Origin of the sequence: Nocardia sp. MH4, from assembly GCF_019266065.1 — a bacterium.
In the GTDB taxonomy this organism is placed as follows: Bacteria; Actinomycetota; Actinomycetes; order Mycobacteriales; family Mycobacteriaceae; genus Nocardia; species Nocardia canadensis.
Map to the genome: position 1 here is coordinate 12,523 of NZ_LPNR01000117.1, position 24,723 is coordinate 37,245.

General features: G+C 65.5%; 28 protein-coding genes. 13 read left to right on the plus strand and 15 right to left on the minus strand.

Annotated elements, in window-relative coordinates; all coding sequences use genetic code 11:
• Nucleotides 1-619: 619 nt before the first annotated feature.
• Complete coding sequence (locus ATM97_RS25960; protein ID WP_218720812.1) at nucleotides 620-2,887, minus strand: bifunctional SulP family inorganic anion transporter/carbonic anhydrase; 2,268 nt, start codon at nucleotides 2,885-2,887, stop codon at nucleotides 620-622.
• 404 nt (nucleotides 2,888-3,291) lie between these two features.
• Between ATM97_RS25960 and ATM97_RS25965 the strand changes: the two genes are divergently transcribed.
• The 6 genes from ATM97_RS25965 to ATM97_RS25990 all read left to right on the plus strand — a co-directional run bounded on the left by ATM97_RS25965 (nucleotide 3,292) and on the right by ATM97_RS25990 (nucleotide 7,736).
• On the plus strand, nucleotides 3,292-3,654 hold the full coding sequence (locus tag ATM97_RS25965) for a BlaI/MecI/CopY family transcriptional regulator (RefSeq protein WP_218720813.1): 363 nt from the start codon (nucleotides 3,292-3,294) through the stop codon (nucleotides 3,652-3,654).
• On the plus strand, nucleotides 3,651-4,592 hold the full coding sequence (locus ATM97_RS25970) for a M56 family metallopeptidase (protein ID WP_218720814.1): 942 nt from the start codon (nucleotides 3,651-3,653) through the stop codon (nucleotides 4,590-4,592). The genes ATM97_RS25965 and ATM97_RS25970 overlap by 4 nt, the downstream gene beginning before the upstream one ends.
• A gap of 142 nt (nucleotides 4,593-4,734) precedes the next feature.
• On the plus strand, nucleotides 4,735-5,259 hold the full coding sequence (locus ATM97_RS25975) for a copper resistance CopC family protein (RefSeq protein ID WP_218720815.1): 525 nt from the start codon (nucleotides 4,735-4,737) through the stop codon (nucleotides 5,257-5,259).
• 25 nt (nucleotides 5,260-5,284) lie between these two features.
• Nucleotides 5,285-6,286, plus strand: a complete 1,002-nt coding sequence (locus tag ATM97_RS25980) for a cytochrome c oxidase assembly protein (RefSeq protein WP_218720816.1) — start codon at nucleotides 5,285-5,287, stop codon at nucleotides 6,284-6,286.
• Nucleotides 6,283-7,044, plus strand: coding sequence for a DUF3105 domain-containing protein (locus ATM97_RS25985; protein WP_218720817.1), 762 nt, complete (start codon nucleotides 6,283-6,285; stop codon nucleotides 7,042-7,044). The genes ATM97_RS25980 and ATM97_RS25985 overlap by 4 nt, the downstream gene beginning before the upstream one ends.
• Before the next feature lie 59 nt (nucleotides 7,045-7,103).
• Nucleotides 7,104-7,736, plus strand: a complete 633-nt coding sequence (locus ATM97_RS25990; RefSeq protein WP_255588435.1) for a DUF305 domain-containing protein — start codon at nucleotides 7,104-7,106, stop codon at nucleotides 7,734-7,736.
• 19 nt (nucleotides 7,737-7,755) lie between these two features.
• Here ATM97_RS25990 and ATM97_RS25995 read toward each other — a convergent pair whose 3' ends face one another.
• Nucleotides 7,756-8,679: a cation diffusion facilitator family transporter gene (locus ATM97_RS25995; protein ID WP_218720887.1), complete on the minus strand. Its 924-nt coding sequence runs from the start codon at nucleotides 8,677-8,679 to the stop codon at nucleotides 7,756-7,758.
• Between the two features lie 140 nt (nucleotides 8,680-8,819).
• On the opposite strand from ATM97_RS25995, the gene ATM97_RS26000 reads away from it, so the two are divergent.
• From ATM97_RS26000 to ATM97_RS26015, 4 genes are all read left to right on the plus strand, one after another.
• Complete coding sequence (locus ATM97_RS26000; protein ID WP_218720819.1) at nucleotides 8,820-9,860, plus strand: multicopper oxidase domain-containing protein; 1,041 nt, start codon at nucleotides 8,820-8,822, stop codon at nucleotides 9,858-9,860.
• Nucleotides 9,860-11,044 carry a ZIP family metal transporter gene (locus tag ATM97_RS26005; protein ID WP_218720820.1) on the plus strand — a complete coding sequence of 395 codons (1,185 nt, stop codon included), beginning with the start codon at nucleotides 9,860-9,862 and terminating at the stop codon, nucleotides 11,042-11,044. The genes ATM97_RS26000 and ATM97_RS26005 overlap by 1 nt, the downstream gene beginning before the upstream one ends.
• Entirely contained in the window at nucleotides 11,041-11,442 is a 402-nt protein-coding gene (locus ATM97_RS26010) for a Rieske (2Fe-2S) protein (RefSeq protein WP_218720821.1), read from the plus strand. Before ATM97_RS26005 ends, ATM97_RS26010 begins: the two co-directional genes overlap by 4 nt.
• A gap of 160 nt (nucleotides 11,443-11,602) precedes the next feature.
• Entirely contained in the window at nucleotides 11,603-12,397 is a 795-nt protein-coding gene (locus tag ATM97_RS26015) for a M23 family metallopeptidase (protein WP_308248617.1), read from the plus strand.
• Nucleotides 12,398-12,419: 22 nt separating this feature from the next.
• Here ATM97_RS26015 and ATM97_RS26020 read toward each other — a convergent pair whose 3' ends face one another.
• The 10 genes from ATM97_RS26020 to ATM97_RS26065 form a co-directional block, all read right to left on the minus strand.
• Nucleotides 12,420-13,340: a sterol desaturase family protein gene (locus tag ATM97_RS26020; protein ID WP_218720822.1), complete on the minus strand. Its 921-nt coding sequence runs from the start codon at nucleotides 13,338-13,340 to the stop codon at nucleotides 12,420-12,422.
• 52 nt (nucleotides 13,341-13,392) lie between these two features.
• Nucleotides 13,393-14,124, minus strand: a complete 732-nt coding sequence (locus tag ATM97_RS26025) for an AraC family transcriptional regulator (RefSeq protein WP_218720823.1) — start codon at nucleotides 14,122-14,124, stop codon at nucleotides 13,393-13,395.
• Nucleotides 14,121-14,924, minus strand: coding sequence for a cytochrome c biogenesis CcdA family protein (locus tag ATM97_RS26030; protein WP_218720824.1), 804 nt, complete (start codon nucleotides 14,922-14,924; stop codon nucleotides 14,121-14,123). The genes ATM97_RS26025 and ATM97_RS26030 overlap by 4 nt, the downstream gene beginning before the upstream one ends.
• The gene (locus tag ATM97_RS26035; RefSeq protein WP_374104901.1) at nucleotides 14,921-15,475 is read right to left on the minus strand and encodes a TlpA disulfide reductase family protein; all 555 of its coding nucleotides are present in this window, start codon (nucleotides 15,473-15,475) and stop codon (nucleotides 14,921-14,923) included. Before ATM97_RS26035 ends, ATM97_RS26030 begins: the two co-directional genes overlap by 4 nt.
• Before the next feature lie 95 nt (nucleotides 15,476-15,570).
• Nucleotides 15,571-16,161: a TlpA family protein disulfide reductase gene (locus ATM97_RS26040; RefSeq protein WP_374104902.1), complete on the minus strand. Its 591-nt coding sequence runs from the start codon at nucleotides 16,159-16,161 to the stop codon at nucleotides 15,571-15,573.
• 127 nt (nucleotides 16,162-16,288) lie between these two features.
• Nucleotides 16,289-16,987, minus strand: coding sequence for a vitamin K epoxide reductase family protein (locus tag ATM97_RS26045; RefSeq protein WP_358116968.1), 699 nt, complete (start codon nucleotides 16,985-16,987; stop codon nucleotides 16,289-16,291).
• Nucleotides 16,917-17,555, minus strand: coding sequence for a thioredoxin domain-containing protein (locus ATM97_RS26050; protein ID WP_218720889.1), 639 nt, complete (start codon nucleotides 17,553-17,555; stop codon nucleotides 16,917-16,919). Before ATM97_RS26050 ends, ATM97_RS26045 begins: the two co-directional genes overlap by 71 nt.
• Nucleotides 17,556-18,316: 761 nt before the next feature.
• Nucleotides 18,317-18,973, minus strand: a complete 657-nt coding sequence (locus ATM97_RS26055; protein WP_218720828.1) for a class I SAM-dependent methyltransferase — start codon at nucleotides 18,971-18,973, stop codon at nucleotides 18,317-18,319.
• 83 nt (nucleotides 18,974-19,056) lie between these two features.
• Nucleotides 19,057-19,407, minus strand: coding sequence for a DUF3703 domain-containing protein (locus tag ATM97_RS26060; protein WP_218720829.1), 351 nt, complete (start codon nucleotides 19,405-19,407; stop codon nucleotides 19,057-19,059).
• 42 nt (nucleotides 19,408-19,449) lie between these two features.
• On the minus strand, nucleotides 19,450-19,956 hold the full coding sequence (locus tag ATM97_RS26065; RefSeq protein ID WP_218720830.1) for an HXXEE domain-containing protein: 507 nt from the start codon (nucleotides 19,954-19,956) through the stop codon (nucleotides 19,450-19,452).
• 223 nt (nucleotides 19,957-20,179) lie between these two features.
• Between ATM97_RS26065 and ATM97_RS26070 the strand changes: the two genes are divergently transcribed.
• The 3 genes from ATM97_RS26070 (at nucleotide 20,180) to ATM97_RS26080 (ending at nucleotide 21,626) form a co-directional block, all read left to right on the plus strand.
• Nucleotides 20,180-20,527 (plus strand): hypothetical protein, encoded by a 348-nt coding sequence (locus tag ATM97_RS26070; protein WP_255588439.1) that lies wholly within the window; start codon nucleotides 20,180-20,182, stop codon nucleotides 20,525-20,527.
• 8 nt (nucleotides 20,528-20,535) lie between these two features.
• Nucleotides 20,536-20,979: a MerR family transcriptional regulator gene (locus tag ATM97_RS26075; RefSeq protein WP_255588440.1), complete on the plus strand. Its 444-nt coding sequence runs from the start codon at nucleotides 20,536-20,538 to the stop codon at nucleotides 20,977-20,979.
• 311 nt (nucleotides 20,980-21,290) lie between these two features.
• A complete protein-coding gene (locus ATM97_RS26080; RefSeq protein WP_218720832.1) occupies nucleotides 21,291-21,626 on the plus strand; it encodes a YnfA family protein in 336 nt (111 codons plus the stop codon).
• Between the two features lie 46 nt (nucleotides 21,627-21,672).
• Here the strand turns inward: ATM97_RS26080 and ATM97_RS26085 are convergent, their stop codons facing one another.
• Genes ATM97_RS26085 through ATM97_RS26095 form a run of 3 tightly spaced genes read right to left on the minus strand, consistent with a single transcriptional unit; the run spans nucleotide 21,673 to nucleotide 24,559 of the window.
• Nucleotides 21,673-22,215 (minus strand): signal peptidase II, encoded by a 543-nt coding sequence (locus tag ATM97_RS26085; protein WP_218720833.1) that lies wholly within the window; start codon nucleotides 22,213-22,215, stop codon nucleotides 21,673-21,675.
• Complete coding sequence (locus ATM97_RS26090) at nucleotides 22,212-24,176, minus strand: cation-translocating P-type ATPase (RefSeq protein WP_218720834.1); 1,965 nt, start codon at nucleotides 24,174-24,176, stop codon at nucleotides 22,212-22,214. The genes ATM97_RS26085 and ATM97_RS26090 overlap by 4 nt, the downstream gene beginning before the upstream one ends.
• Nucleotides 24,173-24,559 (minus strand): helix-turn-helix transcriptional regulator, encoded by a 387-nt coding sequence (locus ATM97_RS26095; RefSeq protein WP_218720891.1) that lies wholly within the window; start codon nucleotides 24,557-24,559, stop codon nucleotides 24,173-24,175. Before ATM97_RS26095 ends, ATM97_RS26090 begins: the two co-directional genes overlap by 4 nt.
• Nucleotides 24,560-24,723: the final 164 nt, after the last annotated feature.

A 24,723-nucleotide genomic window follows, 5' to 3' on the forward strand; every position in this document is an offset into this window, starting at 1 on the left:
GTTCGCCAAGCGTGTCGACCAGGCCACGACCACCGGCCGACACCGCGAGGGTGTCGGCCTGGCGCTTGCCTGTCAGCGACGGCAAATACAGTTCCGGAGGAGGAGATCGGCTCCGCTGTCAGCCCGAACGGCGCTCGAATGCGGTGGTCCACGTAGCCGGGACATCGGCGCAGGGTCTGTGCCGAACAGCAGGTCTGTGGCCGCGGGTGGCGGATGCCCGGTTTCGTCGGTGCGGGTCAGGACCGCGTCTATGCGGACGCCGCCATGCGGGCAACGGGTCGCACCGTCGAGATCGGTGTGGCTGCAACCTGATTCGGCGATCGCACTGCTGGGGTCTGCGAACGCCGCAGCGTGGTGATGCGGGGTGAAAGCGGTGTCGCGAGCTTCGAGCAGTCTGCAGTCCGCGATTCCGAGGGCCAGGACGAGACCCGCGAGGAACAGCACCGCGCTGCACCACACGCTCGGGACGCGCACCCTGTGCCACACGGCAACCGATCGTACGCCGTGGTGATCTTGAAGAGGCCAGACGCGTTGTCGCGGCGGCATGCCGTGCCCATTCCCTCGGAGCCGGGCTCAAGCGTCCCGGTGGACGCCTGAGCCCGGCCGTTGCGATGCTCGATCAGACGTGCACAGTGTCCGGTGTGAGCTCGTCGTGGTGTTCGACTGTGCCGGTTCCGACGTGCCACACGGTGGCCGTAGCGATGTCGAAGAACAATCCGGCGATGTGCACCTGCCCGGTGGCCGCAGCCGCGGCCACGACCGGATGCCGACGCGCGGTGTCGACTTGGATCGCGACGTTGACGATGCTCAGCTGGTCACGTGCCTCGAATCCGGCCGCAGCGGCCGCGGCGGCGACCGGGTGTCCGGTGAGGTAGGCGTGCAGACTGGGCTCGGCGTGGTCGAGCCACTCGCGGATGCTCGGTGACACCGCGGCGTCGCCGAGCAGAGCACCCATCGCACCGCAACCGGAGTGACCGCAGATGATGATCGAGGAGACGGCGAGCTCCTCCACCCCGAAGGCCAGTGCCGCTTCGACGGAGGTGTCGGCGAGATCGGCGGGTATCAGGTTGCCGACGTTGCGGACGGTGAACAGGTCGCCAGGTCCACTGTGGGTGATGACATTGGGTACCACCCGCGAATCCGCGCACGTCAGGAACAGTGACGTAGGGGCTTGGCTGTCGCGCAGTTCGTTGAGGTGGGCGCGGACCACGGGCGCGTGGCGGCGGTGATAGCGCGAGATTCCGTCGAGCATCGGTCGCAGAGGGCCGACGGACAGCAACGCTTTCGGGTCGGTGTCGGTGTTCTGCCACGCTTTCCACGGCTCCAGGCCTCGAGCCTGCGCAGACGATGCGCGCTGGGGCGGGCCCTGCGTGGTGGCCGAGAGCGTGTCGGAACCGAGTTCATCGATGAGGACGGTGCCGCCGCCTTCCCGGTGGCGGCGTTCCCATTCGTGCAGCACCTCGGTTGCAGCGTGGTCGATGAAGTCGACGGTCAGTTCGACCGTCACATCGGCGCCTTCGGGCACGGAGTCCAGTGCGCTCGAGAGCTTGGGCAGCGATAGAAAACTGCAGGTTCCCTCGATCACAACTCGCCAGTGCCGAGAATCCGCGTCACCGACAGGCTCGGCGTGAATGTCCGCGCGCCCGGCACGCCAGACGACGAGTGCGATCGCGACGACAAGGCCGATCAAGACGCCTTCGAGGAGGTTGAGGAACATCACTCCAGCCACGGTGATCAGGTAAACCCACAGGTCGCCAGTGCGGTGGGCGAGGCGGATGTGGGCAAGCTTGACCAGCTGGATACCGATCACGATCAGCAGTCCGGCGAGTGCGGCCTTGGGAATCTGCTGCACGACACCGGCCAGCAGGACCGAGAACAACAGAATCCAGACACCGTGCAGGATGGTCGATGCCTTGGTTTTCGCGCCTGCGGCAACGTTGGTTGCACTGCGCACGATGACACCGGTGATGGGAAGCCCACCGAGCATGCCGGAGGCGATGTTCGCGGTGCCCTGGCCTACGAGTTCACGATTCAGATCAGTCCGCGCACCGGAGTGCATCTTGTCCACTGCCACCGCTGAGAGCAGGCTCTCCACGCTCGCGATCAACGCCACGGTCAACACGCCGGTCGCTACCGCCAACCACTTGCCGTCGGGCAACGCGGGCAGGGCGATCGCGTCGAACAACGACCCGTTCATCACGATCCGTTCGACGCCCAGCGGCGCCACTAGTGACACGACGGTCGCGGCTACGACGGCGACCAGGGCACCGGGGACACGACCCAGTGCGCCGGGCATCTTCTTCCACGACAGCAGCGTCACGATGACGATGAGCCCGATCGCCAGGTCACCCCAGTGCAGGCGAGTCAGCTGCGTGGGCAGCTGACTGAGGTTCTGCCACACCGAACTTCGCGAGGTTCCACCGAGTAGTACATGCACCTGCTGTAGCGCGATAGTGATGCCGATTCCGGCGAGCATGGCGTGCACGACCACCGGGGAAATCGCCAACGCCGCACGCGCAATTCGACTGAGCCCGAACAGAATCTGCAACACACCCGCAGCGACAGTGATCGCACAGGTGACCTGCCAGCCGAACTTCGCAACCAGCTCGGCGACGACAACGGTCAGGCCCGCTGCGGGGCCGCTGGCGAGCATCGGCGAGCCGCCCACGGCACCAGCGACGATGCCGCCGATGACCGCGGCGATCAAGCCGGCCATGATCGGCGCGTCCGAGGCGATGGCGATGCCCAGCGACAACGGCAACGCCACGAGGAATACCACCACTGATGCGGGCAGATCGTGGCGCAGTATGCCGCGGAGCCGATCACTCATCTGGGGTGGTGATGGTCGTAGGTCGCCTGTGCGCTCGGGCGCCTCGGCCTGGGACATGGTTGTTTCCTCCACCGGTGTGGTCTGGGCCGTCGACGGTCTGCCGTCAACGGTCGAAGTTCAGAGCGGGATCGGTACAGCGCCGAACACTTCCTCGGAGGCCCGACGGGCGATGGTTCCCTGCCGGGGGAAGTCATCGTGCCCGTCGGGCATGTGCCTGAACCTGATGAGGGGACGAACGGCACGACCGGAACCATAGGGCCGCCGCGGCGTTGAGAACCGTTGCCCACGTCACAATCCAGCTAACTCTAAGTCACTTCTCAGGATCAACTATGTTGCATAGTACTTAGTTGGACGTAGATCTGAGGGGTCGGTCAGTGTGGATAGCCCGTCGACGATCAGCGATAGTTGATCGGTGGCGTCCGCACCGCACTAATGAACGGCGCGCGTAGGAAGGGCAGGCGATGAACGGATTGGGCACCTTGGAAGCCCGCGTGATGGACGTACTATGGAGTACTTCCGAGGCTCTCACCGTGCGCGGCATCTTGGAGCGCCTTCCCGATCCCTACGCCTACACCACCATTCTGACGGTCTTGACTCACCTCCACGAGAAGGAGTGGGTAGTGCGGGTGATGCACCGCCGGGCATACCTCTACCGGCCCACACGCTCGCGGGCCGAAGCAACCGCCGAGGTTGTGCGGGGGATCATCGACTCCAGCAACGACCCGGAGTCGGTGCTGCTGCACCTGGCATCCATCGTGACCGAGGCCGAATCCGAAGCGTTCCACCGAGGGCGCACCCGCCCCACGAAGCGATCGAAGAAATGATCGTCACCTTGGGTGCGGCGTGGGCCGCGGCACTGTTGTGTTTGGCAGCGCCGTGCGTGCTGCAACGCATCACACCAACGATGACGCCTCGTGCCGCGGTCGCGTCCTGGCTGATCTGCCTGTGTTCGGCCGTCGGGCTCGCTGGCGCGGCGGTAGTGGCAGCGCTCTGGCCTGGACACGCACCGGGCGTGGTCGTCGCCGAGGCCGCGGCGCAGTGTCTGACCCGGGTCGTTCACTCGGTGCCCGGCTGGTTGGCCGATCCGCTGACGGTCGTGGTCTTGATAGTCGTCGCCGGTCTCGGCATTCGGGTCGCGGCCAGTGCACGGCGGCATGCTCGGGCCGGAGCTCGCGTGCGCGCCTACCACCGCGATGTGGTCAGTGTGGTGGCTCGTCGCGGCGGTGAGGATGTGCCGGTGATGTGGCTGGACCATCCCAAGCCCATGGCATACAGCGTCGACGGCCGTCCCGGGATGATCGTCGCCACCGAAGGATTGGCCAGCAAGCTCAACGATGGCGAGCGGCGCGCGGTCCTGGCGCATGAGTATGCCCATCTGCGCGGTGGCCACCATCGCCTGATCAGAAGCTGTGAAGTCCTGGCTGCGGCACTGCCCTGGATTCCGCTGTTCGCGAGTGCGCCGAAAGCGGTCGCCGCCTTGGCCGAGTTCGCCGCCGACGACTCCGCCGCGGCCGCCACCAGCCCCGCGACGATCCGGTCGGCACTGTGCGTAGTCGCCGCCTCGACCAGTAGTGAGCCTTCCGCCACCCTCTCGCTGGGTGGACAGGTCCTGCAGCAACGTTTGCGCCGACTGGAGCGCTCGAAACTACCGCGGCGCTCGTCGCGATGGATGGCGATGGGAGTGTCTCCGATCGTCGCCGCGACCGCCGCACCGGCCGGGATGCTCGCCTGCGCCGCAATCGCGTGCCTGGTCATGTTCTGACCAGGACTGGACGCCCAGTGTCAACTATGTAGCATAGTTGACGGCGCCGGGTCATCGACGGCGTCGCGCGGCGACGAATGCCTCCGCGGAACGCGCACAATCCGGAGGCCGGGGAATGATTCGACGTAGTGTCGTTGTCGCGATGCTGACAGCGCTGGGGTTAGCGCTGATAGCAGGCCCGGCCCAAGCACACAGCAAGCTCGACAGTTCGATTCCAGCCGCGGGGTCCACCGTCGACACTCCCCTGACCCTGATCGAATTGACGTTCAATCAGCAGATCGGGTCGGAATTCGCCAACGTCGGCCTGACCGATTCCAGTGGCACCAGTTGGGCCGCACAGGTGTCCAAGGTCGAGGGCAAGACAGTGCGCGTCGCTATCAGTCCAACGATGCCGCCACAGCAGTACACCGTGGCCTACCGGGTCGTCTCCGATGACGGGCATCCCATCACCGGCTCCTACGAATTCACCTACACCGCGGTGTCCACGACTCCGACCGAGGCGCAGAAGAATGCGCCATCGGCCCCAGGGACCGCCGCAGCTGGTGACTCTTCGGCTACCTCTTCATCGTCGGATGGGCCGCCGTGGCCTCTGATCGGCGTGCTGGCCGCGCTCGTCATCGGTGGTGCCGTCGTGACGCTGCGCACAGGCAAGCGATCCAAGCGCTGAGGCGCGCGCCTAGGACTCGTCGCCCATGACCATCTCGGAGCTGCTCGATACCTCGATCCAGGTGCCGGACGTACCACCATCGATCGGATCGATGCTCGCGTGGTACCCCCAGCCGATTCCTCTGCTTCCCGCGCTGGCGTGCGTGGCGGCGGTGATATATCTGGTCGGTCTCGCGCGGCTGCGCCGGTTGGGACGTCCCTGGCCGTGGTGGCGTACCGCGTGCTTCCTCGGCGGTTGCCTGCTGCTGGCCGCAACGACCGGTTTGGGTATCGAAGGCTACGGATACCAGCTGTTCAGCGTCTGGATGTTCCAGCACTTGACGCTGTCGATGACGATCCCGCCGCTGTTGGTCTGGGGCTGTCCTGGGCTGATGCTGCTTCGGGCGACACCACACCACGGCCTCGGCCGCCTCGTCCTGGCGGTGGCGGTCAGCGGGTTACGCAGCCGCACAGCGCGCCTGTTGCTGCACCCCGGGTTCACCATCCCCTTGTTCTTGTTCAGCTATTACGGGATCTATCTGACACCGGTCTTCGACACGGTTGGGTCCACGGTCGTGGGCCACCAAGCGCTCGAGTTGTTTTTCCTGCTCAGTGGCCTGTTGTTCATCGTGCCGATCCTGTCGGTCGGCCCACTTCCTATCCGTCAGACCAACCTCGGGCGGTTCTTCGACCTGTTCGTGGAGATGCCGCTGCACGTGTTCTTCGGCGTCATTCTGATGATGGCCACCACCCCGTTGGTCGAACTGTTCGCTACTCCGCCACCGGACTGGGGCATCGACGCGATGCGGGATCAATATCTCGCCGGTGCGCTGGCGTGGTCCTACGGTGAGCCGGTCGCACTCGTCGTGGTGATCGTCTTCGCGATTCGCTGGCGCCGTGACGAACAGCGCGAGAACGCCGTCGCCGATCACCGCGCCGATCAAGTCGGTGATAGCGATCTCGCGGCCTACAACGCCTTCCTCAAAGACCTCCACGCGACCGGCCATCCCTCCCCCGCCGGTTCGACAGCACGAAGGAACACCGCATGAGCAAGAAATCCAGCCGTCCACGAAAGAGGCCCGTTGTCGGCAACGTCGGCCGCAGGCAGCCGCCGTGGGCAGTAATCGGGGCCGCGGCCGCCATCATCGTGCTGGTTGCCGGGCTCGGCTGGCACTTCGTGCCGAAGTATCGCGAGTTCACCGAAGCCCAGCGCTACGTTCCCGGCAGCAGTCAACCCGACCCCTCCGACCTCATCGACGGAGTGACCAAGCAGCAATACCCGGCGGGCAATCATGTGCGGGCGACCCAGCGAGTCGCCTATGACCAGACCCCGCCGTTCGGCGGGCCCCACGACCAGAGTTGGGCAACCTGTACCGGCGAGGTCTACACCAACCCGATTCGCAGCGAGAACGCTGTCCATTCGCTCGAACACGGCGCCATCTGGATCACCTACAACGCCGATCGCCTCGACGCCGACGACATCGCGACCCTGCGTGCCGAGGTCGACGGCAAGCCCTACATGTTCATGTCGCCCTATCCGAATCTGGATTCGCCTGTGACGCTGCAGTCTTGGGGCCACCAGCTCCAGCTCGACAGCGCCGACGACCCCCGGATCGCACGATTCGTCACCGCGTTGCGGCAAAACCCCAACACTCACCCCGAGCCGGGTGCCAGTTGCGCCACTTCCGGAGCGGGTTTCGATCCCGACGCGCCACCACCGTTCGATCCCACCCCGCCGGGCCCCGACGCCGTTCCCCTTACTTCCCCCGGCGGCGGATCCACCGATCCTTCCGGAGGCCCCCGATGACATCTGAGCCGCCCAGACCTGCGTCCACCACACCCGAACGGTCCCGATCCGGATCGATCATGGCCGCGATACTGGCCGCCACGCTGATCGTGGGCCTGCTCGCCGGGTTCTGGATGCGCGGCGTCGTCACTTCCGATACCCCGGACATGCCGCTCGGTGTCGTCGATGTGGGATTCGCCCAGGATATGGCGACTCACCACAATCAAGCGGTCGAGATGTCTGCGACAGCGTTGGAGCACGCGGTCGACCCCGCGGTGCGGACCTTGGCCTTCGACGTCATGACCAGCCAGCAGAGCCAATTGGGGATGATGCGCGGCTGGCTGATGCTGTGGGATCAGCCGATGTCGGCTGAGCAACCGATGCGTTGGATGAGCCGCGCGGACTCGCACGCCGCGGGATCGGACCATCCGATGCCCGAGCAGGAATCGATGCGGATGCCGGGGATGGCCACGACCGAAGAACTCGCGGCACTACGCAGAGCGCGAGGTACTGCGTTCGACACCCTGTATCTGCAGTTGTTGTTGCGCCACCACGAAGGCGGCCTGACGATGGCGCGCGCGGCCCGCGACACCGCCACGGTCCCAGCGGTCGCAACATTGGCCAGGCAGATCGATGACGCACAGACCGCGGAATCGCAGGCATTGCGCGACATGCTCGCCCAACGCGGCGCGCCCACACTGCCGGTGAACTGAGTTCATGGGCGCCCCTGACCTACCAGGACTGCTCTCTGCAGTCCTGGGCCATGCCGACCGGCTCGACCTGAAGGGTGGCGTGATGAAGATCGAACGAGTCGGCCAGCAGGTGCTGGGCCGCGCTCAACACCGCGTCGGGGTCAGCGGCATCGTCGATCGCCAGATGTGCCGATGCGACTTCCATACCCGGCGTAAGGGTCCAGACATGCAGGTCGTGCACTTCCTGCACGCCGTCGACGCCGTGCAGCGCCGTGCTGACCTCGGTGACGTCCAAGCCGGTCGGGGCGTGCTGGAACAGAATTCGCAGGGCCTGTTTGCCCAGGTTGTAGGCCCGCGGCAAGACGAAAAGCCCGATAAGCACACCGATGATCGGGTCGGCGTAGCGCCACCCGAACATCAAGGTGACCAATCCACTGACGAGCACGCCGATCGACCCGAGCATGTCGGCCATGACTTCCAGGTACGCGCCGCGCACGTTGAGACTTTCCTTCGCGCCGCTGCGCAGCACCAGCATGGCCACCACGTTCATGGCGAGACCGACGATCGCCACGATCACGACCGGCAGACCCGGCACCTCCGGCGGGTCCGACAGACGCCCGGCAGCTTCAAAGAGCACCCACATCGCCACACCGAACAGCAGGACAGCGTTGAACAACGCGGCAAGGACCTCGGCGCGATACATCCCGAACGATCGATCGTTGCGGCGCACAGTGCGGCGCGCGACCAAGATCGCGACCAAGGCCATGGCGACACCGAATACATCGGTGAAAACGTGGGCGGAATCCGACAAAAGGGCCAGCGACGAGGTCGACAGACCCACCAGGAGTTGGGTGATGAAGGTGATCAGGCCCAGCCCGATCGCTATCGCCAACCGCCATACGTACTTGCTGGAAGCGCTGGTCGCCTCCGTCGCCGAGACCCCGTGGTCGTGGCTGTGCCCCATCATGAACCCTTCCGACGAACCGGCCCGTTCAATACATATTAACATGCGCATGCAGCAACTAATGCAACGGCCGGGCCGTCAGCACCTCTGAACTTCGGCCTATTGAATCAATTTGTTCGGTGTGCCAAACTATTCAGGTTATGAGTGAACCGAACCGCCGATTCCTGTTGGGTAGCGCTCTGGCAGGGAGCGCCGGTCTGGCGCTCGCCGGGCGGGCTGTGCTCGACGCGTCACCGGCTAAAGCACAGTCGCAGCCCACGTCCGGACACAGCGGCTCCCATGGCGGGGGCGCCAGTGGACCGACCTTCCGGATCGGCCAGGTCGTCGATCATGACGCCAACGGGTTCAACCCGACCCAGGTGCTGCGCGACTTCGATTACGGCAAAACCACGCGGCTGCCCGACGGGCGGACCCTGCGTGAGTGGGAGGTCTACGCCAGCGACGAAGACATCGAGGTCGCTCCTGGTGTCATCTTCCCGGCGTGGACACTCAACGCTCGTATTCCCGGCCCGACCCTGCGCTGCCGGGAAGGTGAACTGCTTCGGGTGCATTTCCGCAACGGCTCGAAACATCCGCACACCCTGCACTTCCACGGGATCCACCCGGCCGAGATGGACGGCATCGCCGGACTGGGCGCCGGGATCATCGAACCGGGACAGTCCACGACCTACGAGTTCGACGCGACCCCGTTCGGCTTGCACCTGTTCCACTGTCACGTCGGCCCGTTGGCCGAGCACATCGCCCGCGGAATGTACGGCACGTTCATCGTCGACCCACCCTCCCCGCGCCCGCCCGCGGACGAGATGGTCATGGTCATGCACGGGTACAACACCACCTTCGACGGCGAAGGCAACCAGCTCTACGCCGTCAACGGGATCCCGTTCCACTACATGCACGAACCGGTCCGGGTGAAACGCAACGAACTGGTCCGCATCTACCTGGTCAATGTCCTCGAGTACGACCCGATCAACAGCTTCCACGTGCACGGCAACTTCTTCGACTACTACCCCACCGGCACCCGGCTACAGTCCTCGGAATTCACCGACACGATCGTGCAGGGGCAAGGCCAACGCGGGATCTGCGAGATGCGTTTTCCGCATCCGGGCAAGTACATGTTCCACGCCCACAAAACCGAGTTCGCCGAACTGGGCTGGATGGGGTTCTTCGAGGTGAGTGACTGATGAGTACTCCCGACACCCGCAAACCGGCCTGGGCCCTCGGGCTCGGCACCGGCGTGCTGCTGATCCTCGCCCTGGCCGGCCTCGCCTTCGTCGGTGGACGGAGCCTGCCCGAACGAACCGGCCCCCCGATCGAGGAGATCGGCGTCGAACGCGTTGTACTGCAACCTGGTTCGATCGAGCTCGGCATCCGCAACACCGGCGCCGATCCGATCAGTATCGGGCAGATCTTCGTCAACGACGCCTACGTCGATTTCACCGGGCCGGTCGAGGAAATCGGACGACTGCGGTCCGCGCAGTTCCGCTTGGACTATCCCTGGCAGGACGGTCAGCCCTACAAGATCTCGATGCTGACCTCCACCGGGCTGGTGATCGAACACGACATCGCCGCCGCGGTGCAGACCCCGCAGGCGGGAGCGTCGTTCTTCGGGTTGATGGCCTTGCTCGGCACCTATGTCGGCATCATTCCCGTGGTGCTCGGGATGTTGTTCCTGCCGTTCCTGCGCACGGTCGGTGGAGCAACAGTGCGGGTACTGCTCGCTTTCACCGTTGGACTGTTGGCATTTCTCGCTTGGGAGGGCACCAGCGAAGGCTTCGAGCTGGCAGGCGCCTCCGGAAGCCCGTTCGGCGGTGCCGAACTCGTCGTGCTCGGTGCGGCACTGGCCTTTTTGACGCTGACCGCGATCGACCATTGGCTGCGAACCCGCAGGCAGCAAGCCGCCGCGAGTGGACGCGCCAGCGGCTTGCGGTTGGCACTGATGATCTCGATCGGTATCGGCTTGCACAACCTCGGCGAAGGGCTCGCCATCGGATCCGCTTACGCAGTGGGCGAACTCGCGCTCGGCGCCTTTCTGGTCATCGGCTTCACCATCCAGAACACAACCGAAGGCTTGGCTGTCGTCGCACCGCTGACCGAGCGGCGGCCACCGCTGCTCACACTGCTCGGACTGGGGTTGATCGCCGGAGCTCCCGCCATCGTGGGCGCGGTCATCGGTGCCGGTGCCAACAACCCCGAGCTGTCAGCATTGCTGCTCGGTATCGGTGTCGGCGCCATCGTCCAGGTCATCGTGCAGATCGCGCCGAGCCTGCGCGAACCGGGTACCACCTCGGTCACCGCCCGAACCCTCGCCGGAATCGGAGTGGGCATGCTGACGATGTACGCGACCGGACTGCTGGTGGCCGGATGAGCACCGAACCCACCACAGCGATCACCCGCCGAACCGCCATCGCAGGATGCTGCACCGTCTGCGCGATCGTCGCCACCGGGTGCGCCACCGGACGAGCCGACCAGAAACGACAACCGGCCAGAATTCCGGCCAGCCGCGTCGAAGTCGGCGGCGCCACAGCATTTCCCGAACATCGGATCGTGGTCACCCAGCCCAGCGCCGGGGTGTACAGGGCCTATTCAGCGATCTGCACCCACCAGGGATGCAGCGTCACCGACATCGCCGGTGACGTCATGAAGTGCCCGTGCCACGGAAGCACCTTCAAACTCGCCGACGGATCCGTGGCCAAGGGCCCGGCACGGGAACCGCTGGCCGAGCTCACCGTGACCGTCCAAGGCGACACACTGACGGTGCAGTGACCCCCGCGCCTTCGAATATTGCGACGTTCAAGACCGGCCTCCAATACGGTCGCAAATTGGTCACGGACAGGTACAGTTTGTATCACGTCGTAGCAGGCAGTTGACGTTTCCGGACTCGGCTGCATCACGACCACTCGGATCGACGTTAGGACCCCCCGCTGTGCCGCACCATCGAATGACCTCCGGTTCCATCACCGTTAAGGAGTTGCTCGGTGGCGTCACCGACGAGCCTCGGGCCAAGCACCGTCTGGCCACGGACTCCACGGACAAGTTCAAGGGGATGGCAGGCGTAGCGGTCGCCGCCGGGGCGCTACTCGGCACGATGGCCCAGGCCGCGCCCGCGATGGCGACCACGGATCTTGGCGCCGAAGGAATTTCCGACTCGGTCGACCATCCCGCCCCAGCTCCTGTCGCAACACCGGTCGCCGCCCCGTTCGGACTGGCGGGCCTGCCCGCCGAACTCGCCGGACCACTCGCGCAGGCCGAGCAGATCATCAAGGACCTCCAAGCGGTCCCGTCCGCGGTCGCACCGCCCGCCGCGGCACCCGCACCTGCGGTGCTTCCTGTCGGTGGTGAGATCAGCTCCGCGTACGGCAGCCGTTGGGGCGCGTTCCACTACGGTGTCGACATCGCCGACGCGCTGGGCACCCCGATCCAGTCCGCGATGGGCGGCACCGTGATCGAAGCAGGCCCGGCGTCCGGCTTCGGCCAATGGGTGCGCGTGCAGCAGGACGACGGCACGATCGCCGTCTACGGCCACATCAACGAGTACTACGTGCAAGCCGGAGACCGGGTCAACGCCGGTGACGTGATCGCCGCCGTCGGCAACCGAGGCCAGTCGACCGGCCCCCACCTTCACCTCGAGATCTGGGACCAGAACAGCAACAAGATCGACCCCGTCGCTTGGCTGGCGGACAACGGCGTTATCACCGAACAGCGTTGGGGCACCGACTGATCGTCGGTCAGCCGCGTAGCGATCAGGCTGTTCTCACCTGTTCGACCGCATCGGGCGTTCCGGTGGTCTCGCCGGTGAACTGGCATGCGCCATGGCGAGTGAACGGCTCACCGAGTTGGGCCAAGTAGGTGGTGGGGTAGTCGGGTTTGGCGGCCATGCCGAGATCTGTGCTGCTGAATCGGCGCGCGGGATCGTAGCTGTAGGTACGCGCGAGGTGATCCCAGATCAGAGTGAACAGTCCGAAGTTGACGTCGCCGATCCCTGCCCATTTGAGGTGATGGAAGCGGTGGCCTTCGTTGAGGGCCAGAATGTGCCTGATCGGGCCGACGCTGTAGTCGGCGTTGGAGTGTTGCAGAAGCAACTGCACCGCGACGGCCAGCGACAGCACAGCGGCCACCGGAACCGGGATGCCGACCAACAACAGTGGGGTGACGCCAGCGGTCATCTCGATGGTTTGGTGCAGCGGATGTTTCATCAGGCCGTTGAGTCCGTAGAAGCGGGTGACGCTGTGGTGCACGGCGTGGAACCGCCACAGCACCGCGATCTTGTGGCTGGCGAAATGAGCGACGGTGATGCCCAGATCCGCGACCAGTAGCGCGACCAGCACCTGGACGACGAACGGCCAACTGCCCGGCCATATTCCGTCGCCGGGCGCAAGCGCGGCCGAGGCGGGGATCGCGGCGACGCTGGCGAGGATCAGCGTTTCGTTGACGAAGGCGTGGGTGGTGTCGCGGCCGGTGTCGCCGTGTGGGCTGTTCCAGTCGGCCCGATAGGGCAATAAGCGTTCCGCGGCGAACGACAAGGCGATCGCAGTAACCAGCAGCGCCAGCAGCCAGGCTTTGTTCGCACCGCCCGCGGCGAGGGCGATTCCGGCGCCGTTGATGCCGAGCAGCATCGCCGGTGCGTAGCCGTAACGGATGAGAGGTCGAGTGATCGTCAACATGAATTCAGCGTCGCCTCAACATCCTCCTGTGAGCTTGTAGAAATCGACTGACCTACGTCGCGGGCGGTCCTCGCCAGCCTGAGGCGATGAGCGCTTCGGTGGGGGTGATACCGAACAGGTCGCGGCAGGTGTTGGTCAGGTGGGCGCTGTCGGTGAAACCCGCGGCGTGCGCAGCTTCGGTCAATGTTCCTCCCGCGCGCACGGTGCCGACCGCCAGCTGCAGCCGAGTCCAGCGTCGCCACGTCGCATACGGCAGCCCCACGTGCTCGCCGAACAAGTGCGACAACCGACTCGGCGACATCGCGACGGCCGCGGCGAGCTCACCCAGCGACGGCGGCCCGCCCGCCGCGTCAGCGGCGAAACGCATCGCTCGCGTCACCACCTGATGCGAGGACCGAATCGGTGAGCGATCCTCCGAATTCCCCAGTGCCGCAACCATAGTGCTGCGAGGCGTGGCAGCAGCGATCCAGCTCGTCACCTGATCGTGGGGTAGTCCGCGCAAGCGAGCGAGGGCCGCGCGGCCGACGATGTCGGCGGAATCGAGGTAAGCGATGAATCCCGTGGTTGCGGGACCGGCTCGAACCTCGTGCCGGGCACCGGGTGGAATGATCGCCCACTCCGCGCGCGCCGCGCGCCCGGACGCATCGATCAAGACCACTTCGCCGGAGGTGACGAGCAGGACCTGCACGGCGGCGTGCGAATGGGCTGCGGTGTCACCGATGTCGCCGGTGAACGCCATCAGACCTGGTGTCATGACAACGCCGCCGAGCCAGCGCGACGTCATATCGGCAGCACCACCGAGGTGACGAATTCGTTGCGCAACCACCCGATGAACACCGCCCACACACCGCTGACCAGCGCCGCGCCCACCAAGATCAGCATGACACCACCGGCGACCTGGATGCCCCGGGAATATCGGCGCAACCACCCGACACCCCGCAGGGCTTTCGCGGAGCCGAAGCCGAGAACGATGAACGGTGATCCGAGCCCGACGCAGTAGGCGACGATCAACGACACGCCACGAGCGGCGGTCGTGCCGTCGGTTCCCGCCGCGACCGAAAGAACCCCCGCGAGAGTCGGTCCCAGACATGGCGTCCACCCCAACCCGAACACTCCCCCGAGCAGGGGTGCTCCGGCAAGCGAGGAGATCCGCAACGGGGATAAACGGGTGTCTTTCTGCAGGGCCGGGATGAGCCCGACGAACGCCAACCCCATCACGATCGTGATCACTCCGCCGATGCGTTGGAGCAGATCCTCGTTGATCCGCAACGCTCCGATCACCCCGAACACCGACGCGGTGGCAAGGACGAAGACGACGGTGAATCCGGCGACGAACAACGCCGCCGCGCCGGCCACCCGCCAACGGTCTCCGGCAGAGCCTGGCTCATCTCCGCCCGCGGGTGCGGTACTGGCGCCGGAAACGCCAGCGAGGTAGGACAGATATCCGGGAACCAGAGGCACAACACACGGCGAGGCGAACGAAACCAGCCCGGCGAGCATGCAGGCGGCGAGCGCGAGTAGCAGCGGCCCGGTCGCGGCGGCGGTCTGAAAACTGGTGCCGATCCCCTGGGCGAGCGCCGTCATCGTCCTGCCGCCACACGTTCGATCACCGGCAACAGATCCTCAGTCAGCAGAGCACGCAGGAACACCGCCGCTACCCGGTGCTGTCGATCCAGGATCAGGGTCGAAGGGATGACGCTGGTGGGATAGCTGCCGCCAAGCGCGATCAGCGTGCGCATCGAGGGGTCATAAATCGACGGATAGCCGACCTTGTAGTCAATGACGAAATCCTGCGCTTTGTCACGCTGGGGGTCGCGGACATTGATTCCCAGAAACTGCACCCCCATGTCCTTGGTGGCCGCATATGCGCGTTCGAGGTCGTCAGCTTCAGCTCGGCACGGCCCACACCATTGACCCCACAAGTTGATCACCACCACCTGCCCGTCGTAGTCGGCCACCGAAACAGCCTTGTCCTCGGCCATGAGATCGGGCCCCGCCAGGGCCCCGATCTGCCCGCGACTGTCCGGCGGGTCGTAGAAAATGTCGGTCTGCCCACCCGGTGAGACGAAATCGAACGTGCCACCGCCGGTGGCGACCGAATCCGAGCCGGAAGCGCAACCTGTCACAGCGATCACCAAGCATGTACACAGGACGAGCACCCTGATCCACCGCGGATGCCGAGCTCGTGTAGGGGTGGATCGTGGGAATACTCGCGTACCTTGTTGCTCGATCATCGGGTCACCTCACTGATCGCGGCCCGAATCTGGTCGGGGTTGTCGAACACGGCTGGTGTGGTGATCCGCTCGACCGAACCATCCGGCTGGACAAGGAAACTCAGCGGCAACACTGGGGGCGCTGACAACACCTTGCGCACGTCGCCGGAATCGACGAACGACGCATAGCCGACTCCCAACCCTGTCAACAACTCCAGGGCAGCGACGGGGTTGTCTTGCACATTGATCCCCACCACGCGGACTGAACCGGGCTCATTGGCATAAGCGTCGAGCACAGGGATCTCTTCTCGACACGGCCCACACCAGGATGCCCAGAGATTGATCAGGGTCGGTTCACCGCTCAGCGCAGCACCGAGGTCGACCATGACGGTAGATCCGAGGCACCGTGCCGAGACACCGCTCAGGCGCACGTCGGCGAGTTGCGAGACCGCGGGGGCCGGGCACCGCGGGGGCCGGGCCGCACCTGCCCGGATGCCCTCTGGAGCAACAGCAGCGGTGCCAGAGACCGCATCTCGCGTCACGCCAGGTTCCGCGAAACCGGTCTCGGCCGAGATCGATCGTGGCCAGATCGCCACGATCAGCGCCACGATCACGACTAGAACAAGGACAAGCCATCGAGCTCTCGGCTGCACGAGTGATCCCTTCTTCATAACTCAGCACCCTATCTACTACTTACCGTAGTAAATAGGGTGCTGAGGTGCGGATCCGCGGCATTCACAGCAGCGTGCTCCAGTAACTCCAGAACCGGATGCCGATCAACGCAACGATGGCGAGGGCCCAGACGGTGAGCACCACCCCGTGGTAGCCGACCGCGACGTCAGCGAGTCGACGCGCGGCAGTAGGGACGGGAAGGTTACCGACAACCACGTTGCGCACGGTCACGTAACCGAAGATCGGGATGGTCACCACCCAGACCACCATGCAGTAGGGGCACAGGGCACCGATGTTGTAGAGCGTCTGGTAGATCAACCAGTGCACGAACACCACGCCGAAGCTGGCCCCGGCTTGCAATCCCAGCCAGAACCAGCGCTGGAACCGTGCTCCGGCCAATAGACCGGCACCGACGGTGGTGACCACCGCGAACCCGGCGATTCCCAGCACGGGGTTGGGGAATCCGAAAACCGCTCCTTGCGGGCTGTCCATGACAGACCCGCAGGACACGATCGGGTTCAGACTGCAGCTCGGTACATAGTCAGGGTTTTGCAGTCGCGCCATTTTCTCGACGGTGAGCATGCTCGCGGCCACCGTTCCGAGCAGCCCACCGATCAGTAGCAGCCAGGGCAACAACCGTGGAAAAGGCTCCCGACAACCTGCCGCCGCCGTCTCTGCGGGCGTGGCGAGCTCACTTGGCGAGTGCGGCATCGATGGCCTGAATGAAGTCTTCGGCGGACCGCGGCTGGAGCTTGGCGTCATTGAGGAAGAAGGTGGGTGTCCCCTGAACCCCGAGGGTTCGACCGTCTGCGACGTCGTCCTTGATCCGTTGCAGGGTGGCAGGATCGTTGTAGGCGCTGTCCCATTGGGTCATGTTCAACCCGAGATCGCTGGCGTAGCCACGAAAGACGTCATCCTTCGGAACACGTTGCTCGGCCCACTCGGTCTGCGTTTCATACATCTTCTTGTACATCGCTTCGAACGCACCCTGCCCCGCGGCGGCTTCCACCGCCCGCGCCGCACGTTCGGCGTTGAAGTGCGAGGGAATCGGGAAGTAGCGCACGACGAATGTCACTCGACCGCTGTAGGTTTCGCGCAGTTGCTCCACGAAGGGGAACGCCGCTCCACATGCCTCGCATTCGAAGTCGAGAAATTCCACCAGAGTGACCTTGCCGTCACCGGCCGGCCCGGCCCGGTGACTGTTGTCGCGGACGAGCAGGTTCTCCGTACCGGCACCCGCGACCGGCTGGTCCTTGTCGGAACCGGAGTTGATCGCGACGATCACCGCGGCTACCACGAGGAAGACGGCAACGATCGCCGCCGAGATCATCAAATTCTTCTTTCGGCGAGTGGCTTCGCCGGTCTTGCTCTGCTTCTGCGACATCTCTGATCCTTAATGCCAGCGACAGGAGTCCCCCGTCGCTGTTGGACAATGGGGATGGGCTTGGTGCCGTGCTGCGAACGCGACTCGGTCGCGAGCAGGCACCCGCCTCCGGAAAGAACGCGTCGGCGCTGCCGGGAGGTGTTCACCGGCAATCTGCGGACGCGTTGAGACTGCCGCGCTTCTATGTGCGCAACACGCAGAGCATGGCCAAACTGGGCGCATTGCAGCGCCGCTGGATGATCACCGGATGCGGTCCCGCGCGTGCTGGTGCGAGCAGGATCGGGCGGGCACGCGCTGGCCACGTCACGGCGAGTAACACGCTCAGAAGTAGAACCAGACACAGGCCGAGCGCCCCGACAGGAGCCACCGGTTCCAGCATGGCGCTGCCGAGAAGATCAGCGCCAGCTTGGAGGTCCCCTACCACCTCCGACGCCGACGTCGCCGCAGCCCCTACATCCGTGACAGCGTTCGCGACCAGACCCGCGGTCGAGCATCGAATATCGTGGCCGAAGGCGCGAACCTCATCCGCGCACGGTGAGGTCTGCATCATGGCCAGCCCCACCAGAGCCGCTAACACCGCGATCAACCGCGCGAGTCCCACTCGCACGGCTACACCACGATGCCGACTCTGCACGCCGCCAGGGTAGTAGATAACTCGAGATCGCCCCAGGCCGACTGCGGACCGCGCCATGGAGGCGATCAGCCGACTACTCGTGGTGGGCGTTTACGCGTTCTTCGACAGGCTTGTGCGCCAGGACCCGGAACGTAATTCCCCCGCGCCCGCTGCGCCGCGAATCGGTGATCACGAATCCGGCGGCTTCCAGGTAGGGAATCGGGTCACGCAGCAGGTGGTCGGCGCCGAACCGGACGCTGATCGGCTCGGCCAATCGCATCAACAGCCGCGCCGGTGCGGAGGTCGACGGCCCGTGCTCAGCGAGCACGAACACTCCGCCCGGGATCAGGGCTCGGTAAGCCTGCGCACAGGCACGTCCCGGGTCGGGGATCGTGCAGAAACTGTAGGTCGACACCACGGTGTCGACGCTCGCGTCAGGCACGTCCAGGTCCTGCACGTCGCCCAGACGAAGCTGTACCGTCAGGTCCGGGCGGTGGGGGCGCTGCTCGGCGATATCGAGCACTCCTTGGGAGATGTCGACGCCGATGACGTGCTCGACCTCGCCGCCGTAGCGGGGCAGATTCAACCCTGTGCCCATGGCGAGTTCGAGGACCCGGCCCTTGGCATGACCCACAGCCCAGCCACGCGCGTCACCGAGCACCAGCCGCTCGAACGCCCCGATCTGGCGGTCGTAGCGTGTGGCATTTCTGTCGAAGACCGCGGCGATGCGGTCGATACTCGGCTGCTGCATGATGCCTCTGTTCGATGGCCGACCCGGTGGTCCAAGTCTGCGCCGTAACTTGCACAGCCACTATCGGGGAAACCCCTGATTCTCTAGGTGGCGGCGGGGTGCAGTAGAGCGTTCAGGTCCGGTGGGGTCGGCATGGGTTGGCGTAGGCCGACTCTCGCGCGGCCGGTGTTGCCCTCGGGGTAGTGTCCCGACCAGGATCCAGGCGCAGCGACGATGATCCGCACGACTTGGCCGACTGCCTCGCGACGATCGCGTTGCCGCACCGCCAGAGCCAACATCGCGACGTGATTTCGGGTGTGTAGCCACGGGTCGGGCTGAGACAAGATGTGGGCACGTTCGAGGTGGGTCCAGCGCCGGTCGGGGTCGGCGACGGTGGCAGCGGCGCGCATCTCGTCGAAGTAGCGGGCGCGGGCCAGCGGGTTCAAGCGGGACATGGAGTGGTCCTTTCAGAAGTGAGGTTGTGATGGCCTCGCGGGTCAGCCGAGGAACAACACGCCGATCGCGGCGGCGGCGACGGCCGAGCCGATCGCGATCGCGGCGGCGAGTTGGGTTGTGGTGAGCACACTTTCGCGGCGCACCCATGTGAGCAGCATCAGCGTGGCTGGCAGTGCGACCGTCGCGGCGGTGACCATTCCTGGCGAATAGTCACCGAACCACGCCGCAGCGCCGAGGTGGAACACGGCGTTGACTGCGAACTGCCACTGCAACGCCACTGCCATCACGACCCACCCGGTTGCCGCCCGAGGTCGCGTCGCCTGCCAGGAGCACAGCAAGACCATCAGGATCAGCGGGATATGGCTGACAGTGAACTTCTCGGTGCTCAGTGGAGCGAAATGTGTGCTCGCCCAGGTCGCAAACCCTGGGATCTCCTCGAGTGTGTGCACAACGAAAACCACGAACGGCGCCCACAACATCAAGGGTCGAATCGTCGACAGATCCAGTGCCACACCGGTATCCGGTCGGGTATCGAGCGTGCCGGTCATGAGAACTCCTTCAACAGATTGTTACATGCGAATGTCACTATATATCTCCTACTGGCCGATAGCGACCCTTTGGCACATGTCGAACCGGGCGCACCGGGCAGAGATGTCGACGTCAGCCACCCGGCAAAGTTGGCTGCGATGCCGGAGTGCGCGAACGCAGATGCGGATCACGACGGGAATTGGGGTTGCATCCTGTACCTAGGTACAGGATTACCGTGGATTCATGATGATCTCGCCAGCTCCTGGAGGTTGGGTGCCGGATGCATGCACCCTGCCGACCGTCGACCAACCGGTCCGGGTTGCCGAATTCGACCAGTTCTTCGCTGGGTCGGTGCGGACTACACACCGCCCCGCAGCAACTCGGCTCGACCTGCACCTATCCCCTGGCTCTGAGACCGCGGGCCGCGACCTCGCATCGCGGGAATCGAGTTGCTGCTCGTTCTTCACCTTCGGCTTCGACACGACAGATGCCGGGCCCGTGATGGAGGTCGGCGTACCTGCTACCTATGTCGCGGTGCTCGACGCGTTCGCTGCACGGGTCGAGGCCGCGATCGGTGGCGAGCGGCGATGACGCCGAGGTTGCGCACCAGCGAACTCGCCGCGGCGGCAGGGGTGAACGCGCAGACCCTGCGCTACTACGAGCGCCGTGGCCTGCTGGCTGAACCGGATCGCTCCCTCGGCGGGCACCGGCTGTATTCGGAGCAGGCGCTGACGGTGTTGCGGGTGATCAGGGCAGCCCAAAGGCTTGGGTTCACCCTCGACGAAGTCGCCGAACTGCTCGCGGCTACACCATTGAGCACTCGGCGCCGCGCGGGTGCCGGGTTGCAGGCTCGTGTGACGGAGAAACTGGCCGAGGTCGACGCGAAGCTGGTCGAGCTGACCGAGATGCGCGACACGCTGCGCGCCGCGCTGGCTGCCGGTTGTGAAGATCTGCTCGCGTGTAGCGAAAGCTCTTCCTGTCCGGTCCCTTTCGATTCTGAGACCCGAACCGACAACACAGGAGATCGCGGCTGTGGCTGCTGAGAAGAACGTTTCACGGCGTTGGTGGGCGTCGATCGGTGCGGGCACGCTGTTATGCGTGGGCTGTTGTCTTGCACCGATCCTGATCGCGGCCGGCATTCTCGGCGGCGGCACGATCCTGGTGAGCCTGTCTTGGCTCGAGCCCCTCGGGTTCGCGCTGATCGGAGTCGGTGTGGCCGGGCTGGTCTGGTCCCGAACCCGCTCCCGCCGATCCAGTTGCGGCACCAGCGACAACTCCGGGGCGTCCTGCGCGGGTTCGGCTTGCGGGTGCGCCCCAGCCACAATGCCCTGACCGGGGTTTCTAAGATCTGTCCGTGACTGTCGTGCGCTCGATCCTGTTGTTCGTGCTGGCCGCCGTCGCCGAAATCGGTGGCGCCTGGCTGGTCTGGCAAGGGGTGCGTGAACACCGCGGCTGGGCATGGATCGGTGCCGGTGTCATCGCGCTCGGCATCTACGGATTCGTCGCGACCTTGCAGCCCGACGCGAATTTCGGGCGCATCCTCGCCGCGTACGGCGGAGTGTTCGTCGCCGGTTCACTGCTGTGGGGCATGGCGCTGGACGGCTTCCGCCCCGATCGCTGGGACGTCATCGGCGCGGTGATCTGCTTGGTCGGAGTCGCGATCATCATGTACGCGCCTCGCCCCGCCTGATACAGCAGAGGCCGCCGGGTGGCCCACCTCCGCCAGCAACACCTGTTCAGTTCAACTCGGCAGCAGGGTTGGCCGATGCCGGCTTGTCTGATGAAGAACGCTCTGACTCATCGGTGCCGATCAAGGTTGTCACGACGAGGGCCAACGCTCCGAGCACGATGAAGCTGTCGGCGAGGTTGAAGGTGGGCCACCAACCGGTGTGCAGATAGTCGGTGACCAAGCCGTCCGGGACCCGGTCGATGACATTGGCCGCGGCACCGCCCAGGATCGCAGCGAGCGATAGCCGGGTGAGCAGGTTCGCGCGGGGTGCGACGAACCACCCACCCAACGCGACGACTGCGGTGATCAGCGTGGTGATGGTGAGCATCACCCAACTCGGTGCGTCGGCGGCGATCGAGAACGCGGCGCCAGGGTTGAACGCCAACCGCAGATCCACCGGACCCGCTTCGATCGGAGCCCCGACAAGCGCGGACTGTGCCCACGCTTTGACAGCCAGGTCGATACCGGCGAGACCGGCCGCACCCGCGGCCCATCTCAGCCGCCGCCCCCATCGCGAAACGCCGGGAGCAGACGAGGCAGTTGCGGTCACGAGGTCGCTCCTGCCAGCGCGGGGGTGGGCTTGACTGCCGAACCGGGCACCACTGCAAAGGGTTTGGCGCGTCCGGCTCGGACCCCGTTGGCGATGACAACGATCTCGGCGAGTTCGTGCACCAGCACCACCGCTGCCAATCCGAGCACCCCGAACAGTGCCAGCGGGATCAGAATCGTGATCAGTCCCAGCGACAAACCGACGTTCTGCAGCATGATTCCGCGGGCGCGGCGTGCATGCTCGAGTGCGCGGGGCAGGTGCCGCAGGTCCTCGCCCATCAACGCCACGTCGGCGGTTTCGATAGCGACGTCGGTGCCCATCGCGCCCATCGCCACGCCCAGATCCGCGGTGGCCAGGGCGGGGGCGTCGTTGACGCCGTCGCCGACCATCGCGGTGAACCGATCCTTGCGCAGCTCGGCGACGATTCGGGCTTTGTCCTCCGGGCGTAGATCCGCGTGCACGTCCTCGATCCCGGCCTCGGCGGCCAGAGCGGCGGCGGTACGGGCGTTGTCACCGGTGAGCATCGATACTCGGATGCCCAACGCGTGCAAGCGGTCGATGACCTCGTTCGCCTCGGGTCGTAGTTCATCTCGGACGGCGATCGCGCCGATCACCTGGCCGTCGAGTTCGATCAGTACCGCGGTAGCTCCGTCTTGCTGCATCCGCTCCACGTCCGCGGCCAGAGCACCCGCCTCGATCCAACCCGGTCGGCCCAGCCGTGCCAGCCGACCATCGACCGAACCGGTCAGCCCGGCACTGGTCACAGCCTCGACGCCGGAGGCAGGGACGACGGTGTCGACAGCGGCGAGAATCGCTCGGGCGAGGGGATGTTCACTGCGTGATTCCAGCGCCGCTGCCACCGCGAGCACCTCGGCTTGCTCGACGCCGACGGCGGTCGAGATCTCCACCACGGCAGGCTTGTTCGCGGTCAGTGTGCCGGTCTTGTCGAGGGCGACCTCGCGAACCCGACCCATTGCCTCTAGCGCGGCACCACCCTTGACCAGTACACCCAACTTGCTCGCCGCACCGATCGCGGCGACCACGGTGACAGGCACCGCAATCGCCAGCGCACACGGCGACGCCGCGACGAGCACCACGAGGGCGCGTTCGATCCAGGTCACCGGATCCCCGAAGATCGCGCCGATTATCGCGATCGCCGTGGCGGCGATCATGATCCCCGGCACCAAGGGTTTGGCGATCTTGTCGGCCAGGCGCTGCGCGTCACCCTTGCGTGCCTGCTCGGCCTCCACGATCCGCACGATCCGCGCCAAGGAGTTGTCCTCGGCGGTCGTAGTGACCTCGACGGTCAGGGCTCCATTGCCGTTGATCGACCCGGCGAACACCTCCGTACCCGGCCCGGCTTCCATCGGCACCGATTCGCCGGTGATCGCCGAAACATCCACGGAACTGCGACCTTCGGCGATCACACCGTCGGTGGCGACCCGCTCACCGGGGCGCACCAGCATCCGATCCCCGACTCGCAACTCCGCCGGGCTGACTACAGTTTCAGCACCGTCGCGCAGCACAGTGGCCTGCTCGGGCACCAGCTTCAACAGCGCCCGCAGACCGCGGCGGGTCCGTGCGACCGCGTACTCCTCGAGCCCTTCGCTGATGGAGAACAGGAACGCCAGCATCGCAGCTTCGCCGATCTCGCCGAGGGTCACCGCACCGACCGCAGCGATCGTCATCAGCGTCCCGACCCCGATCTTGCCCCTGGCCAAGCGCCGGAGCGTCGACGGGACGAAGGTGTAGGCACCGGCGAGCAGAGCGGCGATCTGCAGGCCCAACTCGATCGGGCGTGGGCCGCCGGTCCAGCCGACGATCAGCGCCGCGACCAGCAGCACGCCGGCCACTGCGGCGGCACGCAGCTCGCTGACTTCCCACAGCTTTTCAGGTTCGCGCTCATCGGCCTCACCGTCGCCGACGGGTTCGTCGTGGCCGCAGCCGCACGCGTCGCTCATGCCTGCACCTGCGCATCGGGGACTGTCGCGGCGTCGGTGCCGTAGTTGGGGCACAACGCCACCGCATTGCCGGTCGCGGCCAACAGCGTCTCCGCTGAAGCGAGCAGGTCCATCAACTCCGGACGGGCCAAGCTGTAGAAGACCTGCCGCCCCTGCGGACGACCGGCGACCAGCCCACACTCACGCAGGCACGCTACGTGTGCCGACACCGTCGACTGCGCCAGTCCTAGTCCTGCCATCAGGTCCGATACCCGCGACTCACCACCTGCCAGCCGGTGCACAATCGCCAACCGTGTCGCGTCCGAGAGGCTGTGGAACAACGCCACCGCCGGATCCAACCCCGCTGTCCCGACGAGGCAGCCCTCACCATGATCAATCGCCATAAAGCGATGATAGCGCCTTTGGGTATTGATATCGCCGAACTCAGTGATTAATCTCATTTCACCGATCTCATCGCTTTTCGGCGATCAATCCCGGTCGGTAACACAGGGAGATCACGTGAACCAGCCGCAGGCTGTCGCAGAGGCAGCGTCGAACCAGCAAGCGA